The 17,369-nt window shown below is 67.2% G+C and carries 9 protein-coding genes; 5 read left to right on the forward strand and 4 right to left on the reverse strand.

Going from position 1 to position 17,369, the window contains the following annotated elements; translation table 11 throughout:
• Positions 1 to 13: 13 nt before the first annotated feature.
• Positions 14 to 1,228, reverse strand: a complete 1,215-nt coding sequence (locus AB0M15_RS15905; RefSeq protein WP_363818594.1) for a thiolase family protein — start codon at positions 1,226 to 1,228, stop codon at positions 14 to 16.
• A gap of 87 nt (positions 1,229 to 1,315) precedes the next feature.
• On the opposite strand from AB0M15_RS15905, the gene AB0M15_RS15910 reads away from it, so the two are divergent.
• The gene (locus tag AB0M15_RS15910) at positions 1,316 to 1,774 is read left to right on the forward strand and encodes a helix-turn-helix domain-containing protein (protein ID WP_363818596.1); all 459 of its coding nucleotides are present in this window, start codon (positions 1,316 to 1,318) and stop codon (positions 1,772 to 1,774) included.
• Here AB0M15_RS15910 and AB0M15_RS15915 read toward each other — a convergent pair.
• Together AB0M15_RS15915 and AB0M15_RS15920 are read right to left on the reverse strand one after the other, a co-directional pair.
• Complete coding sequence (locus AB0M15_RS15915) at positions 1,771 to 2,613, reverse strand: tryptophan 2,3-dioxygenase family protein (RefSeq protein ID WP_363818598.1); 843 nt, start codon at positions 2,611 to 2,613, stop codon at positions 1,771 to 1,773. The two genes, AB0M15_RS15910 and AB0M15_RS15915, sit on opposite strands and share 4 nt — an antisense overlap.
• 34 nt (positions 2,614 to 2,647) lie before the next feature.
• Positions 2,648 to 3,256 (reverse strand): hypothetical protein, encoded by a 609-nt coding sequence (locus AB0M15_RS15920; RefSeq protein WP_363818601.1) that lies wholly within the window; start codon positions 3,254 to 3,256, stop codon positions 2,648 to 2,650.
• A 189-nt stretch (positions 3,257 to 3,445) separates the two neighbouring features.
• Here AB0M15_RS15920 and AB0M15_RS15925 point away from each other — a divergent pair, with 189 nt between their 5' ends.
• A complete protein-coding gene (locus AB0M15_RS15925; protein ID WP_363818604.1) occupies positions 3,446 to 5,278 on the forward strand; it encodes a hypothetical protein in 1,833 nt (610 codons plus the stop codon).
• Here the strand turns inward: AB0M15_RS15925 and AB0M15_RS15930 are convergent.
• Positions 5,268 to 9,740, reverse strand: coding sequence for a glycoside hydrolase family 2 TIM barrel-domain containing protein (locus AB0M15_RS15930; protein ID WP_363818607.1), 4,473 nt, complete (start codon positions 9,738 to 9,740; stop codon positions 5,268 to 5,270). The genes AB0M15_RS15925 and AB0M15_RS15930 overlap by 11 nt on opposite strands.
• Positions 9,741 to 9,946: 206 nt before the next feature.
• Between AB0M15_RS15930 and AB0M15_RS15935 the strand changes: the two genes are divergently transcribed.
• The 3 genes from AB0M15_RS15935 to AB0M15_RS15945 are packed head-to-tail and all read left to right on the forward strand — an operon-like array spanning position 9,947 to position 17,369.
• A complete protein-coding gene (locus tag AB0M15_RS15935; protein ID WP_363818610.1) occupies positions 9,947 to 11,317 on the forward strand; it encodes a glycoside hydrolase family 76 protein in 1,371 nt (456 codons plus the stop codon).
• Positions 11,314 to 12,903 (forward strand): FG-GAP-like repeat-containing protein, encoded by a 1,590-nt coding sequence (locus AB0M15_RS15940; protein WP_363818613.1) that lies wholly within the window; start codon positions 11,314 to 11,316, stop codon positions 12,901 to 12,903. The genes AB0M15_RS15935 and AB0M15_RS15940 overlap by 4 nt, the downstream gene beginning before the upstream one ends.
• Positions 12,900 to 17,369: an AbfB domain-containing protein gene (locus AB0M15_RS15945; protein WP_363818615.1), complete on the forward strand. Its 4,470-nt coding sequence runs from the start codon at positions 12,900 to 12,902 to the stop codon at positions 17,367 to 17,369. Before AB0M15_RS15940 ends, AB0M15_RS15945 begins: the two co-directional genes overlap by 4 nt.

The raw sequence follows: 17,369 nt of genomic DNA on the forward strand, positions 1-17,369 counted from the left end.
CGCCGGTATGGCTTCAGAGGCGCTCGATGATGGTCGCGTTGGCCAGGCCGCCTGCCTCGCACATGACCTGGAGGCCGTAGCGCCCTTGGCGTTGGTCCAGGACTGAGAGCAGGGTCGTCATCAGGCGGGCGCCGCTGGCGCCGAGCGGGTGGCCGATAGCCAGGGCTCCACCATTGACGTTGACCTTGGCAGGGTCGACGCCGGTTTCGGCCAGCCAGGAGAGCACGACGCTCGCGAAGGCTTCGTTGACCTCGTAGGCGTCGATGTCGGCGGGCGTCAGGCCGGCTCGCTTGAGCGCCTTTTCGGTGGCGGGGAGGATGCCGGTGAGCATCATGACGGGGTCGTCGCCGGCTACGGCGAAGGTGTGGAGGCGGGCGCGGGGCTTCAGGCCGAGGCGTCGTGCGGCCTCCTCGCTGGTGATGAGCAGCGCGGCCGAGCCGTCGTTGACCGGAGAAGAGTTGCCGGCGGTGATGCGCCAGTCGATGTCGGGATAACGGCCGCTGAAGTAGTCGTTCTGGAAGGCGGGCCGGAGACCGGCCAGCACCTCCACAGTCGTCGCAGGTCGGATGGTTTCGTCGATACCCAACGCGCGCCCGTGACCGTCCGTCTTCAGCAGCGCCACCTCCGCATCGAACCGCCCTTCCGCCCACGCCGCAGCCGCACACCGGTGACTCTCGGCCGCAAACTCGTCGAGCTGCCCGCGGCTCAAGTTCCACTTCGCGGCGATCAGCTCCGCAGAGACACCCTGCGGAATCAGCCCCGGCTCATACCGCTGACCAACAGCCGGCCCGGCGAAATCGGCAAGCACAGACTGGCCGTCGACCGACTCCCGATACTGACTGCCGATCGGCACCCGGCTCATGGACTCGACGCCTGAGGCGATGGCGATGTCGTAGGCGCCGCTCATCACGCCCTGGGCGGCGAAGTGGATCGCCTGCTGGCTGCTTCCGCATTGCCGGTCGACCGTCACCGCTGGTACCGATTCGGGGAAGCCGGCCGCGAGTACCGCCCAGCGAGCCGTGTTTGTGCTCTGTTCCCCAACCTGACCGACCGCCCCGCTGATCACGTCATCGACCAGCGCCGGGTCGATCCCCGTCCGGTCGACCAGAGCACGGAGTGCGTGAGCATGCAGATCGACGGGATGCACGTCGCTGTAGGCGCCACCCGGCTTGCCCTTGGCGATCGGAGTACGGACCGCGTCGACGATGACGGCGGAGCGAGCAGACATGGCGAGCCTCCTGAGCACGAGCTGACTATATAAATCAATAGTCATCTCTGACTATGGAAGACACAAGTCAGCAGCTACTGTGAGTTCATGCACGTTGAGCTGAAAGGCCGCCTGGCCGAGCGGGGCCAAACGCCGCTCGGCGACTACTGCCCGATCGATCTCGCCCTGCAGGCGGTCGGGCAGCGATCCGCGATCCTGCTGCTGCGCGAGGCGTACTACGGCGTCACCCGCTTCGACGACTTCGCCGCCCGTACCGGCCTGACCGAGGCGACGACCGCCGGACGCCTGAAGACGCTGGTCGACATCGGGGTGCTGGCCAAAACGGAGTACCAGGAGCCGGGCAAGCGCCGCCGGTACGAATACCAGCTGACCGAGAGCGGCAAGGACCTGATGCCCGTCGTGTTCGGGCTGGCCCAGTGGAGCAACCGCCACCACGCCCCGCTCGAGCCGCTCGAACTCACCCACGACGGCCACCCGGTCGAGATAGTTGCCCGATGCACCAAAGGCCATCTGCCAGAGCTCGACCAGCTGACAGTCAGCGTCTAGAGCGAAGTCCGCAGATGCCAGAGCAACGGGTAGTACCGAAGATCCAGCCGGCTGCGCAGGTACCCGGCGCCTGAGGACCCACCCGTACCAGGCTTCGTCCCGATCATCCGCTCGACCATCACCACGTGCCGCGCACGCCAAGCAGCAGCAAGCTCGTCATGCTGGACCAGCGCCTCGGCGAGCTCCCAGATCTCGGCAAAGCTGCTGCGATCGCCAGCCACCGTCTGCAACGCCTTGCGCAGATCATCCTCATCAGCCGTCGAGAAGCCGGCCTGCTCCAGCACTCCCAGGAAGGCGTCCCACAACGTCGGCTCAGCCAGCCGCTGCTCCAGCCGTGCCGTCTCAGCCGCGCTCAACCCGCGGAACCGCTTCACGAACGACGGATCCTTGGCGCCCGACAGGAACTCGATCTCCCGGAACTGCACCGACTGGAACCCGCTGGCCGGCGACAACCGGTGCCGGAACTCGCCGAAGTCCTGCGGCGTCATCGTCTCCAGTACGTCGACCTGCTGGATCAGCGTGCGCTCGATCGTGTGCACCCGCCGGAGCAGGTGCTGCGCCTTCCACAGGTGGCCGGCCAGCATCGCGTCGCGCGACGCGGTCATCTCGTGCAGTACCTGCTTGAACCACAGCTCGTAGACCTGGTGGATCGTGATGAACAGCAGCTCGTCGTGGGCCGGCGGATCCGATTCCAGCCGTTGCTGGTCGAGCAGCTGCTCCAGCCGCAGATAGCTTCCGTAGGTGAGCCGGCCACCTTCCTCGCCGAAGTGGACATCCACCCCGTCCCATCGGCCGGTCACGGCTTCCCCGCTGGGCTGAACCCCACTCGTCTCGCTCACGGCCCGAGGATAGCCGCGATCACCCTCGGTCATGTCAGCTATACAAAGAGTCCTGTACTACGTCCAGCCACACCCGCTTGATCCCCGCCGTAGCCGTCAACCGCCGCCAAGCGTCGACCGATCCGACCCGCAGCCCGTCACCGTCGATCGACGTGTAGACATGCTCGACCCGAACCCCTTGCCCAGACCGCACCAACTCGCGAGCACCCGGCTTGGCATACGTCACGATCACCGCGAGCCCCTCGGCGCTCCCCCGCCGGTACTCCGGCCGCGCCAGCAGACTCACATCGAACAACCGCCGGTCGACCACCCCACGCTCGACCAAAGCAGCCGCATCAGCCGGTACGACGTACAGGTGCCCGCGCGACGAGTAGACCCGCAGCGGGATCCCACCACGCCCAGCCCCCGCCCGGAAGGCAACCACCGAACCATTCCCATCAACCCCCACCTGATCCCCCGTGACCAGCCCGATCCAATCCAGCACCGCCACAGTCCCAGCCAGATCAGTCGGTGCGGTTGCTTGGCCGGCCGGCTCGGTACCCCTCAGTGCCGAGCCGGCCGCCGAGTTCACGAACGGGGCCGAGACGGCGAGACCCACCGCGACGGCGACCACGCCGATGATCGCCGAGCTGCGAGCGCGCAACGTTTCGACCTTCCTTGTCCATGACCGCTGTGATCCTCTCCCGCAACCTATGAAGACGATGTCAGGGAGTTGTCAGGAAGCCATCGCGATGTCGTCTCAGGCGGTGGGCGGTGCGGTGTGACTGCCGGCGTTGTCGCTCGTTGGGCTCTCGGTGGGAGCAGCACCGATCCGAGGAGCAGCGAGGCCGTCATGGACATTCACGTCCTGCCCGATAGCAAGAACGTCGGACCGGCAGAGGTCGAGGCCGCGCTGCTCGAGGGCTATCCCTCCTTCGTCCGGCTCGCCTACCTGATCCTGCCGTCCTCACTGGGCCGCCACCGCCGCATCCTGGCCGCGCACGGCATCGTCCAGCGCGCACTACCCGACCGCCGTCGCCTCCAGCGACTACTGGCCGGTGAGACCGACGCCGCCGCCTTCCTCCGCCGCCGCGTGCTCCAGGACGCCATCAGACAAGCCTCCTCCCGTACGCCGCTCCGCTGGCTACCGCAGGTCTGGGGCCTCCGCCTGTTCCCCCGCCTCGGAGCAGTGGACAACCTGGCACTCGACCAGGCGCTCAGCACCCTCACCCCGCAAGCCAGGGCCGCCTGGGCGCTCGTGCGCGCGGAGCAACTGTCCGTCGACGAGGCCGAGCTGCAACTGCGAGCCATCGGCATCCAGCACCCCCAAGCAGCGGTCAACGAGGCTGCCCTGCTCGAAGAGGTCACCGCCGACGAGCCCCTGGACGTCTCAACCTCCGACCCCTGCGCCGTCCACCTCGCACCGACCGACCTGATCGGCCGTAAGGTCAGCGGCCGCGCAGTGGCCATCGCTGTCACCGCAGTACTGGCCGCCGTCATCCTCATCTCCCTCATCGCCACAGCAGGCAAAGAGGAGCCACTGACCGCACCGCAGGCCCAGCTGATGCTCGCCCCCAAGCTCACTGCGGACACCCTGCAACGCACCCCAGCCAACAAGTGGCAAGACACCGCCCGCGTCGACTTCACCGCCTGGCCCCCGCGCGGAGACCGCCTCGCCGACAAGGCCCTCCTCACCAACGCCCTCCACGCCTGGGCAACCGGCGCCGGCACAGGAGTAGCCGGTACGCCGACCGCCGCCCCCATCCAATCCCCACAGCTCCTGTACTCCGGCACCGTCGACAACAAGCCAGTAGTCCTCCTGTACGACGGCCAGCGCCTAGCCCGCTACACCGAAGGCGCAGGTAGCACCGGACTGGTCATAGCCAGCGCCGACAACGCGGACGTCACCACAGCCGCAGCCGTCGTCATCAGCGAGTCAGCCGATGGCGTCCGCTTCCTCACCGCCCCCTGGATCGCCACAGCGACCCTCCGCAACCTGGTGAAGCCCAACACCCCCGCAGCCGACCTCACCCGAGCCGACGGCGTCACCACCGAGATCGCCCGCCCCACCTGCGCCTCCTGGCCGACACTGCAACTCCGCTCGGCCTCAACCGTCGCAGAGAAGCACGCGTTCCTCCTCACGTACCTGGGCGGCCTCAGCCCAGTCCACCTGACCTACATGCCACCACCGTCGAGCGGCGCCGCCCGCTCCCCACGCGAGGCGACCAGTACCGCCGCCCTACTGACCTGGGCCAAGACCGCCTGCAGCCTGCAACCCCTGCAGGGCCAGGGAGTCCGCTCAGCCAACAACTGGATCTTCGCCGAGCAACCACTACCGGGAGGCGGCGTCGGCAACTGGGTCTGCACCCGCTCGGACACCTGGAACGGCAACGGCTGGGCCAGCGCCGAGCTACTGGCACGCGGCACCGCAGCACTCCCAGCAGGCAAGGCAGTCGACACCGCAGCCTGCAGCCGCTTCGACCAGAACGTCCTGGCCTCCGCCTACTGGAAGGCACCGGCCGGCGACTCCTACCTGCTGGCCGCCGGCAGCCGCCGCGTCGACCGCATCTCCCTCAACGGCCATACCTACAAGGGAAACCTGGTCGCCCTGCGATCCACCAGCGCCCGCGCCAACCTCACAGCACATCTCAGCACGGGCGCCACCCTCACTCCCCTCAACAAGTAAGCCGTGCCGCCGCCCAGTCGGCGTGATCGGACCCGTTGCCGTCACCGGCATCGTTGACGATCAGCTGCAGCTGCGATCGCCCAGCCAGGTCGGCAGTCAACGCCACACCGTTGCCACCACCCGTGAGCCGCGGAGTCGACGCCAGTATTACGCCGTCGCCCCGCACCTCGAAGCTGACGCTCCCGGACCCACCAACCTCCGTATCCAGGCCGACGGTCGCATCGAACCGAGTACACCCCGCAGGCACGTCCAGCGTGATCACCGAGTTGGCATGCGCGCCGAATCCCTTGGCATAGCCGGTAGTACCGATCCGGAGCGGTCCACCATCTCCACCGAAGTCTTCGCCGTTACTGGTGTCACGCTCGACCGGTCCCCACCCATTGGTCGGCGTACCGACGTACGGGAGGTCACTGGCCCAGCGCTGGCCGGGTGCAAGCGGTAGGTCAACGCGGGCCGTCGCGCCAACAGAGCCATCCTGATAGGTGGTCGTAGCGACGTACTCGTAGCTGCCGAAGCCCGCAGTGACCGGCGGAGTCACAACAAAAGAAGCGGTCTTCGTCTGCCCGGCGACAACGTCCCCCAGAGCCATGGAGGCGGGCTCGACGCTCCAGCCACTCGGCACCGCCAGCTTGACCGCAGTGCCACGCACCGGCTCAGCACACTCGCCAGTGACCGTCACCGCGACGGTCTGCGGCACACCCTGCTTCGCCTCCCCTTCAGACTTGACCGCAGTCGTCGGATCGCACGCAGCCGGACCAGTGATCGCCGGCGCGCCCGTCACAGCCTCTGCAGCAGACAGCGGCCGCAGCGTCACGGAATACGAGCGTGGTTGGGTCGGGTCGATCCGGTACGGCGCCTGAACGCTGTTGGGCGTCTCACCCATCCCCGTCTCGGCATCCCCGACATGCAACGTCACCCAGCCACGGTTGCGCACCAGTTGCTTCTGGAAGTCGTACTCCGCCAGGTCCAGCCGGTCGTACGGCGTCACACTGACGTCGAGCGAGTCACCCTTCGCTGCAGCGACCAGTACGCCGTTGCTGCTGTCGGTGAGGCTCGTCCAGCGGGTGTCGGTGTGGTTGCCGTACGCCTGCGGACGCGAGTACCGGACGTACTGCTCGTCCACCGTGCTCCGGTAGACGCCGATGCGGGTTCCCGAGGCCCTGTCGTTGTAGCTCTCCTCGGGGCCGCGACCGTAGTACGCGAACTTGCCCAGGGTCTCCGGCAGTTGCAGGGACAAGCCGACACGCGGCAGGTACGGCAGGTCGGTGAGCTTGCTGCCGTGTGGCGTCACCTGGTGAGCCAGCGTGATCGCGCCCGCCGCATCGATCGTGTACGTCATCGTCTGCTCGAACGACAGCTCGGCAGCATGCCCGGGCGCTGCCGCGACGCTTGGCGCGGTCACCTGGATGCGGCCGTCCGGCAACGTCGTAACCCCGGCTGCACCAGGTATCAGTTGGAGGCGATCCATGCCGAGCGCGTTCCAGACCTGGCGGTCGGCCGTTCCCCAGTCGTAGGTCTCGTTCGAGGTCGGCGGTCGCCAGACATCCAGCTCCGGACCGCGCTTCAGCAACTCCTTGCCTCGCGCAACCAACGAGACCAGGTTGCCTGCAGCGAAGGTGTAGCTGAAGTCCTTCCCCGAGACGATGACCCGGTTGCCTTGGGTGACCACCGCAGGCTTCCCGGTGGCAGGTTTGCCACCGACCCCGGTCACCACCGTGCCACCAAGACGGAACTGATCGTGCTGCACCGAAACGGCACCACTGACAGCATCCAGGTCGAGGAACCGCTCCAGCGACCGCGGATTGTCCGCGGCCACCGGCAGCTCCACGGTGCGAGAACTGTCCGGCGGCAACGTCATCGGCAGTGTTCCCTCACGAACAACGAAGCCGGCCTGCCGGACGGCCCAGCGCAGGTCGAAGGTGAGCGGCGCGAACTGCTGGTCGTTCCGCAGCGTCACCACACCGGGCGCACTCGACGAGAACCGCAACGGCGACTGCGCCCACGCCATCTCAACCGTCTCGGGTTGCAGGTAGCGATCAGTACCGACCAGGCCATCAGTCCCCGAAAGACTGATCCCCAGACTCTCGAACCGACCCGCGTTGACAGTGCTCTCGAAGTCCAGCGCGAGCACCGCATCCTGCACAAAGTCCGCTCCGCCGAGAATCTCCGCAGCAGTGAGAGCACGCCGCAGGATCCGCACCTGATCGAAGACACCGTGCGCGATCCGGCTACCGACCTGATCCTGCTGAGTCTGCGCATTGCGGCCGACATTCACCTCCCACAGACCCGGCTCGATCGTGCCGGTGGCCGGCGTCGACCTGACCGGCACCCCATCGACATACAACGTCAGCGCAGCCCCGTCGTACGTCCCGGTGACCCGATGCCAGCTACCGATCCACCCAGCCGGCGTCGGCGCGGTCACCACCTTCTGCTGCCCGTTCAAAGTGACCCGGAACTCCAGCGTCGAAGCGTTCGGCTGCTGCAACGCGTACTGCTGCCCCTTGGTCAGGATCGGCATCGAGCCGGTCCAGGTCCCCGGCTTCACCCACGCGTCGAGCGTCAGCGGCCCGGGGACCTCCAGCGACGGCGACCGGAAGACATCGACGAAGTCGTCCAGACTGGACAGGTCGACGCCCTTGCCGTCATGGCCGGCAGTCAGCGACGGCTTGCCGACGAAGAACGCCTGGACCTTCCCGGCAGACGAGTCCGGCGTAGTGAGCAATGGCTGCTCGAGGTTCTGCTCGGCCCAGTCCCAGATGAACCCGCCCTGCATCGACGGGTACTTGCGGGCCAGTGCCCAGAACTGGTCGAAGTTACCCAGACCGTTGCCCATGGCATGGGCATACTCACCCATCACGATCGGCTTGCTGAACGTCTTCGCCTTGTTCTCCAGCGATGCCGGCGTCGGATAGCGCGGACCCGCGACATCGGCGTACGGCGCATCGCCATCGGGCGAGTTGGACTGGTGGTACAGCAACCGGGTCGGCTCGTTCTGATCAGCCCAGGACGCCATCGCGTAGTGCGCGGTGCCCAGCCCCGCCTCGTTGCCGGTGTCCCAGAAGACGACGCTCGGGTGGTTCTTGTCGCGCTCGACCATCGCCTCGAACCGGTCGTGGTACGCCGCCTGCCACTCGGGCTTGCTGGCCAGGCAGACCGACGGGCACGACTCGTGCGCGTGCGTCTCGATGTCGACCTCGTCATCGATCAGCAGGCCGTACTTGTCGGCGAGCTCGTACCAGTACGGGTCGCTCTCGTAGTGCGAAGTACGGACGGCGTTGATGTGGAGTTGTTTCATCAGCCGGACGTCCTTCTCCATCGCCTCGTGGGTGATGTGCCGGCCGGTCTTCGGGTCGGTCTCGGAGCGGTTCACGCCGCGGAACAGGATCCGCTTGCCGTTCAGCAGGATCTGCTTGTCCCGCACCTCGATCTCGCGGAACCCGATCCGCTGGCTCGTCCGGTGCACAACGTTGCCGGACGGGTCACTCAGCGACAGCACCAAGCTGTAGAGCGTCGGCGCCTCGTCCGACCACTTGGCCGGGTTGCGCACGACCCCACTGAGTTTCGAGCTCCCAGTCAGCGTCGCCACCACCGCACCCGAAGGATCACGAAGCGTCGCCGTCAGTACAGAGCCGGGCTCGGTCCCCGCCAGCTCCGCGTCGACGGAGAGCGTCGCGTCTTGGTAGGAAGCGTCCAGATCCGTTGTCACATAGGCGTCCTGGATCCTTGCCGCAGGCACGGAGTACGAGAAGACGTCGCGGAAGATGCCGGCGTACCGCCACTGGTCGTAGTCCTCGAGATACGACCCCGACCCCCACCGATGGACCTGCACCGCCACCAGGTTCCGTCCAGCGCGCGCCACATCGGTGATGTCGAACTCGGCGGGGCTGTACCCACCCTGGTCATAGCCGACGTACTTCCCGTTGACCCAGACGAAGTAGCCGCTGGTCACCCCCTCGAACCGCAGCAACTGCCGCCGACCCGCCTCACCCGCAGGCACGGTGAAGGTCTTGAGATAGGCACCCGTCGGATTCACATCCCGCGGCACCTTCGGCGGCGCATCCGGCCAGACCTCCTCAGGGATGTTGCGGAACATCGGGTGATCGAGGAAGTCGCTCTGCCACGTGTGCGGCACGTTGACCGTCGACCAGCCGGAGTCGTCATACCCCGGCAGTTGATACCCGATCGGCACGTCACCAGGCTTGTCGACGAGCTTGAACTTCCACGAGCCGTCCAGCGACCGCACATACGGCGAGCCTTCGGCCCGTACTGCGGACGCGTCGTCGGCGTACGGCCAGAGCCGGGTGTGCGGCGCGACCTGGCCTTCCGCGACCCGGCCGGGATCCTCCAGATAGGTATGGACGTCGGTCGGGCCGTCAGCGGCGCCGGCGGTTCCCGGCACAGCGATCAGCACTCCCGACAGTAGGGCGAGCGCAGCGATGAAGTTCAGGCGACGGGCGGACATCGCACTCCCTCAAAGTTCGAATAGTTTCGATCACGTGCAGTATTGACGACCTCACAGCCTGCGTCTACTTTCGTGAGAACGCTCTCTTCCTACCGCCCCAGGGAGAATCAATGATTGCTGGAATCGTTTCCGTCGCCTTGACGGCGTTATCCATCTCGGTCGGCGCCCCGCCACCGGCGCCGCCGCCCTCCACCCCGGCGGTGCCCATGTCAGCGAACGCGACCATCTGCAACAAGTACTGCGACGCCCGCGACCCGGCGCTGTCCCCGGGCGACCGGTCCCCCGTCTCGGCGACGATCTTCGGCCGCACGCTGCGGCTGCACTTCGACGACACCGACGCGATGGGCTGGGCCTCGATCGAGAACGGCAACCCCGGTGACGAGGTCTGGCTGGACCGCTCGATGGACGGCGGCCGCACCTGGTCCGGTGGCAGCCGGCTCGGCAACACGGCGATCCCGACCGGGCAACGCGGCTGGCGCACCCAGATGTTCAACGTCGACGACTGGAACAACGAAGGCGTCGGCGCGCTCCGGGCCTGCGGCAAGGCTGGTGACCGTGCCGACGTCGCCTGTACTCCGTGGGCGCGGACCACCTGGAACGCGTGGGACCGGAGGACCGCCGCGGCGACCGCGCAGATGCAGTTCTACAACCGCTCGACCGGGCTCTTCGACACGACCGGCTGGTGGAACGCGGCCAACGCGCTGACCGCCGTCATCGACAACGCGCGGGTGTCGGGGATGAACAGCTATCGGTACGCGATCGGCCGGACGTACGACCTGAACCTCAACAAGGCCGAGGGCCAGTTCCGCAACGACTACATCGACGACACCGGCTGGTGGGGTCTCGCGTGGATCGCTGCCTACGACTACACCGGCGACGCCCGCTACCTGCAGACGGCGAGGGCGGACGCCGACCACATGGCGGCGTACTGGGACAACACCTGTGGTGGCGGGGTCTGGTGGAGCGAGGCGAAGACGTACAAGAACGCGATCTCCAACTCGCTCTACATCCAGCTCAGCGCCGCGCTGCACAACCGGATCTCCGGTGACACGACGTATCTCCAACGAGCACAAGCCGGCTGGACCTGGTTCCAGCAGACCGGCATGATCAACAGCTCCCACCTGGTGAACGACGGCATCAACCTCTCCACCTGCAAGAACAACGGCGACGTCGCCTGGACCTACAACCAGGGCGTCCTCCTGGGCGCTCTCACCGAGTTGTCCAAGGCAACGAACAACAACGCGTACCTCACTACCGCCCGCCAGATCGCCGACGCTGCCACCACCTCCTCATCCCTCAACACCACGGACGGCATCCTCCGCGAGCCTTGCGAATCAGGCGACTGCGGCGGCGACGGCCCCTCCTTCAAAGGCGCCCACGTCCGGGGCCTGGGCAAGCTGAACGCAGCCCTCTCCGACCACCCCTACACCACCTACCTCCGCCGCCAGGCCGACCGAGCCTTCGCCTCCGATCGAACAGCGATGGACCAATACGGCCTCCACTGGTACGGCCCCGTCGACAAACTGGACGCCGCCCGCCAGCACAGCGCCCTCGACCTCCTGAACGCCACGCCATGAGGCGGCCGCTGAAAGCCGCCGCCCTTCGGGCGGCGTGGCGGGGGTGGGAAGGCGGGGCTGCCCGGCGTGGGCGCCGAGCTGTTGTTGCTGTGGTTGCGGGTGCGATGGTTGCTTCTGCGTTGGTGATGCAGGCCGTGCCTGCGGCTGCGCTACCCGCGCGGCCGACCCTGCGTGTCATGCCGCTCGGTGACTCGATTACTGCTGGGGTTGGGAGTCCTACCTCCTCGTCGTATCGGCGGCCGCTGGCCGCGTTGGTCGGTGGGCAGAGCAGGTATGACGTCAACTTCGTGGGGTCGCAGGCTTCGGGGAGTTTGGCTGATCTGTCCAATGAGGGGCACAGCGGGTGGATCATCGATCAGGTTCGGGCGGAGATCGACGGATGGATGGCGGGGGCTCGGCCGGATGTCGTGACGTTGCATCTTGGGATCAACGACCTCAACCGCAACGTCGACGTGCCGAACGCGCCCGGCCGCTTCAAGGCGTTGGTCGATCGGATCATCACCGACAAGCCTGGCGTGACGGTGATCGTGCTGGGGTTGATTCCGACGACGCCGGGGCTCGAGGCGAAGGTTGCGAGCTTCAACAGTTCGGTGAAGGGGATGCTGACGGCGCCGAAGACCCGGTACGTCGATCCGCCCGCGCTCACGTCCAGCGAACTGCCGGACGGGTTGCACCCGAACGACGCAGGGTTCCAGCGGATGGCGCAGGCGCTCTACCCGGCGCTGGATCGGGCCTACTCCGACGGAGTCATCGCGGCCGGCCCGGCGATCAACGCGGGCAACGAAGCGGGCGGCTCGGGCAAGGTCCGTTGGGCCGACTTCGACGGGGACGGGACGCTCGACTACCTGACCGTCGCGAGCACCGGCGCAGTACAGGCGTTCTTGAATCGTGGTGGCGACGGGCACGGTGGCTGGTCGGTGCTCGGGCAGGTGGCGACCGGCATCACGACCGACCCGACGCGGGTCCGGTTCGCCGACTTCGACGGTGACAGCAAGGCCGACTATCTCGTCATCAACAGCAACGGATCCGTCTCCGCCTGGCTGAACCGCGGCGGCGACGGACGCGGCGGCTGGTCGGCGATCGGCCAGGTGGCGGCCGGAGTGACGACCGACCAGGCATCGGTGCGCTTCGCGGACTTCGACGGCGATGGCAAGACCGACTACCTGACGATCGCGGCCAACGGAGCGGTCTCAGCCTGGCTCAACCGCGGCGTGAACAGTTGGTCGAGCATCGGCCAGGTCGCGACCGGCACGACAACCGACCGCAGCAAGGTGCGCTTCGCCGATCTCGACGGCGACACCCGCGCCGACTACAGCGCGATCGCGGCAGACGGTTCGGTCCAGAGCTACCTGAATCGCGGCGGCGATGGTCGTGGCGGCTGGCTCGGGCTGGGAAAGACCGCGGGCGGGTTGACGACCACCTCCGACCGGGTCGACTTCAGCGACTTCACCGGTGACGGGAACGCCGACTACGCGATGGTCGACCTCAGCACGAACGCGGCTGTCGTCTACCAGTGGGCCGGCGGCGACGGTCACGGCGGCTGGGCGAACCTCGGCCAGATAGCCACCGGAGTAGTGATCGGATGATGCGCCTCAGACTCCTCCTCGTTCTCGCCCTTCTGGCAACCGCTGTCTCCTCACCAGCAGCGGCAGTCACCCCGAAGCCCCCGCGGCTGAGCACTCCGTGGACCAGCCAGGTGTCGACCACCAATCCATTGCCCGAGTACCCACGTCCGCAGCTGACCCGCCAGGACTGGCAAAGCCTCAACGGCGCTTGGCAGTTCGCCCCGACAGCCAACTTCAACACCCCGCCCGTCGGCACCACGCTGGGCGAGGAGGTCCTGGTCCCCTACCCCATCGAGTCCGCGCTGTCCGGCCTCGAGCGACACGAGGAGCGGATGTACTACCGCCGCACCTTCACCGTCCCGCAAGCCTGGTCCGGCCAGCGCGTGCAACTCAACTTCGGCGCCGTCATGTGGCAGTCCAAAGTCTGGGTCAACGGCACCCTGCTCGGCACCCACGAGGGCGGCTACGACGCCTTCTCCTACGACATCACCACAGCCCTCCGCGCCGGATCGAACGAGATCATCGTCGGCGTCTGGGCGCCCGTCGACACCCAGGACATCCCACTCGGCAAGCAACGCCTCGACCGCGGTGGCATCTGGTACACCCCGACCTCCGGCATCTGGCAGACCGCCTGGCTCGAACCCACCAACGCCGCCAAGATCACCCGCCTCGACACCACCCCCAACGTCGCCGCCAGCGCCCTCGACCTCACCGTCCAAGGCACCGCCGGCCAAAACGTCACCGCGCAGGTCCTCCAGAACGGCCAGGTCGTCGGCCAAGCGACCGGCACCACCGGCACCCAGTTCCGCATCCCGGTCCCCAACCCCAGACTCTGGTCCCCCGACGACCCCTACCTGTACGACCTCAAGGTCACCCTCGCCAGCGGCGACACGGTCGGCGGGTACTTCGGTATGCGATCAGTCGGCAAAGCCACCCTCGGCGGAGTCCTGCGCCCGACCCTCAACGGCAAGTTCGTCTTCCAGCTCGGCACCCTCGACCAGGGCTACTGGCCCGACGGACTCTCGACCGCGCCGACCGACGAGGCCCTCCGCTTCGACCTCGAACAGCAGAAGGCGCTCGGCTTCAACATGGTCCGCAAGCACATCAAGGTCGAGTCGGCCCGCTGGTTCTACTGGGCCGACAAGCTCGGCCTGATGGTCTGGCAGGACATGCCCGCACTCGTCGCCGGTCGTAACGCCTCGGCCACCGGCCAGGCCCGGTACGAGACCGAGCTGCGCCGGATGATCGACAACCACAAGGGCATCACCTCGATCGTCCAGTGGATCCCGTTCAACGAGGGCTGGGGCGAGTACGACGCGGGCCGGATCACCGACCTGGTCAAGTCCCTCGACCCGACCCGCCTGGTCAACCACAACTCCGGTTCGAACTGCTGTGACTCCGATCCCGATCCCGGCAACGGCGACATCATCGACGACCACATGTACGTCGGCCCAGCGGTCGCCCGGGCTCCGTCGTCGACCCGCGTCCTCCAACTGGGCGAGTACGGCGGCCTCGGCCTGCACGTCCCCGGCCATGAATGGTCGACCGGCAACACCTTCGCCTACGAGATGCTGCCGACCCCGGAAGCCCTGACCAACCGCTACGTCCAGATCACCAGCCAACTCTCCGACCTGATCACCGGCTCCGGCCTGTCCGGCAGCGTCTACACCGAGCCGACCGACGTCGAGGACGAGATCAACGGCTTCTTCACGTACGACCGCCAGGTCCGCAAGATGGACTTCGCCAAGGTCCGCGAGGTCAACCTGAAGGTGATCGCCGCGGCCAAGGGCACCGTGCTGCCGACCGGCCAGCTCGCGTCCCTGAGAGTCACCACGACCGGCCTCACCACCCGGTACCTCCGGCACGCCAACGGACTGGCCGTGACCGAAGAGGTCAACGCCACCAGCAGCAAGGGACTCAAGCAGGACAGCACGTTCTGGGTCCGCCCCGGCCTCGCTGATGCCGCCTGCTACTCGTTCGAGTCGCGCAACTTCCCCGGCCAATACCTCCGCCACTTCAACTACCGCATCCAGAAGGATGCCAACACCGGCGGCAGCTTCAACGCCGACGCCACGTTCTGCGCCCGCGAAGGACTCAGCGGCGGCGGCACGTCGCTCGAGTCGAAGAACCTGCCCGGGTACTACCTCCGCCACCGCAACACGGAGGTCTGGCTCGACAGCGACACCGGCGGCTCCTTCCGCGAGGACGCGACCTGGAACGTAGTACCGGGCTGGTGGCGCAGTGGCGCCGATCTGGCGGAAGGTCAGACCAGATCGTTCCGCGTGACCACCGCCGGCTACACCAACCGGTACCTCCGGCATCAGGACGGTGGCGTCCGGACCGATGTCATCGACGCGGCATCGCCAGAGCTTGCCAGGCAGGATGCGAGCTTCATCATCCGTGCGGGGTTGGCCGAGAGCAGTTGCTACTCGCTCGAGTCGCGCAACTTCCCAGGCCAGTTCCTGCGCCATCGCGGCTACCGGATCTACAAGGACCCCAACGACGGCACCTCCACCTATGCCAAGGACGCGACGTTCTGCGCCCAACCGCCGCGAGCCGGCGGGGCGGGCAACGTGTCCCTGCAGTCGTTCAACTATCCGACCCACTATGTCCGGCACGCGAACGAGCTGGTCTACATAGCCGTTGCCGGCGGCGCCAATCCGTGGGACGGCGCGGGCAGCTACGACGCAGACACCACCTGGGCCGACACACCCGGACTCGGAGTGGCTAAAGCAAAGGTTGCAGCCGCGCAGGTGTGCTCGGTCGCCTGCGACACCCTCGATCCGTCGCAGGCGCAGGAGGAGACGTTTCCGGTGGCCGAGAAGGTGGTGAACGGCCGTCGGATCGTCCTGCATGTGTCCGACAAAGACGCGATGGGCTGGGCCAGCATCGACAACGGAACCGCAGGCAACGCCGTCTGGCTCGACCGGAGCTGGGACGGCGGCGCGACCTGGGACGGCCTGCTGGGCAAGGCAAGCATCCCGTCGACTTGGACCGGCACCCGGACGTTGATGTACAACCAGGCCGACCCGGTCGGTCACCGCCGCGGGATGATCCGCGCCTGCGGAGACGCCAACGGCGTGGCCTGCACCGAATGGGCTCACCTCAAGGTCTGCGACGCCGCCTGCGACGGAGCAGCTGGACCGGTCGGCGACACCCAGCCAGTCCCGTCCACCACCCTGTCGAACCGCCGGATCGCCTTGCACATCGACAATCGCGGCATGGCCTGGGCGACCATCGACACCGGCAACCCCGGCGACGAGATCTGGCTCGACCGCTCCTGGAACCAAGGCGCCTCCTGGCCTGGCGGCTCCTCCCTCGGCCGCATCAGCACACCCACCGGGTCGACCGCCACCAAGACCGCCTTGTACGCAACGAAGGACCCCAAGTCCAAGCTGTACGGCGGCGCAGTACGAGCCTGCGGCCGTGCAGCTGAAGGCTCCAACGGAGCCTGTACTGCATGGGCGCGACCGGCGTCCGATCGGGCCGGCGCCGCCGCCGACGCGCTGATGTACGACTACCGCCCCGACCTCGCCTGGTGGCAGTCGAGCTGGTGGAACTCGGCGGTGGCGGTGACCACCCTGATGGACTACCAGAAGCGCACCGGCCGAACCGACCTCCGCTGGATCATCGACCGCACCTTCACGGTCAACAAGGGCGTCTTCCCGGCCGGCACCAAGAGCGGCGACGCGATCGAGGGCAACTTCATCAGCCGCGCGATCGACGACACCGAGTGGTGGGCGATCGCCTGGATCCAGGCGTACGACGTGACCGGCGACCACAAGTACCTCGACATGGCCGTCACGATCGCGAACTACGTCCAGGGCTACTGGGACACCAGCACCTGCGGTGGCGGCGTCTGGTGGGATCGCGAGCGAACCTACAAGAACGCCATCACCAACGGCCTGTACATCCGGATGACCGCCGCCTTGCACAACCGGCTGCCCGGCGACATCGTTTGGTTGCAACGGGCAACAACCGGCTGGAACTGGTTCCAGAGCAGCGGCATGATCAACTCCTCGAAGCTGGTCAACGACGGCCTCACCGGCTCCTGCGCCAACAACGGCCAGACCGTCTGGACCTACAACCAGGGCCTGGCGATCGGCGGTGCGCTGGAGCTCTACCGAGCCACCGGCAACGCCGCTGTGCTGACGTCGGCGAAGCAACTGGCCGATGCTGCTATCGCCTCCCCCGCGATGAGCCCGAACGGGATCCTGACCGAGACCTGCGACGTCGGTTCAGGGAGTTGCGACGACAACCAGAAGCAGTTCAAGGGCATCTTCATGCGCTACCTGATGGATCTCGCCGACGCGACCGGCACAGCGTCGTACAAGACCTACGCACAACATCAGTCCGACACGATCTGGCAGTCCGATCGCGACACCCTCAACCGCCTCGGCCAGCGCTGGGCCGGCCAGGGCACCAACCCGCGCGACTGGCGAACCCAAGCCAGCGCACTGGGCGGCATCCTGGCGGCCACCAGCTGA

The sequence above is a fragment of the Kribbella sp. NPDC051718 genome (genome assembly GCF_040681515.1).
Lineage (GTDB): Bacteria > Actinomycetota > Actinomycetes > Propionibacteriales > Kribbellaceae > Kribbella.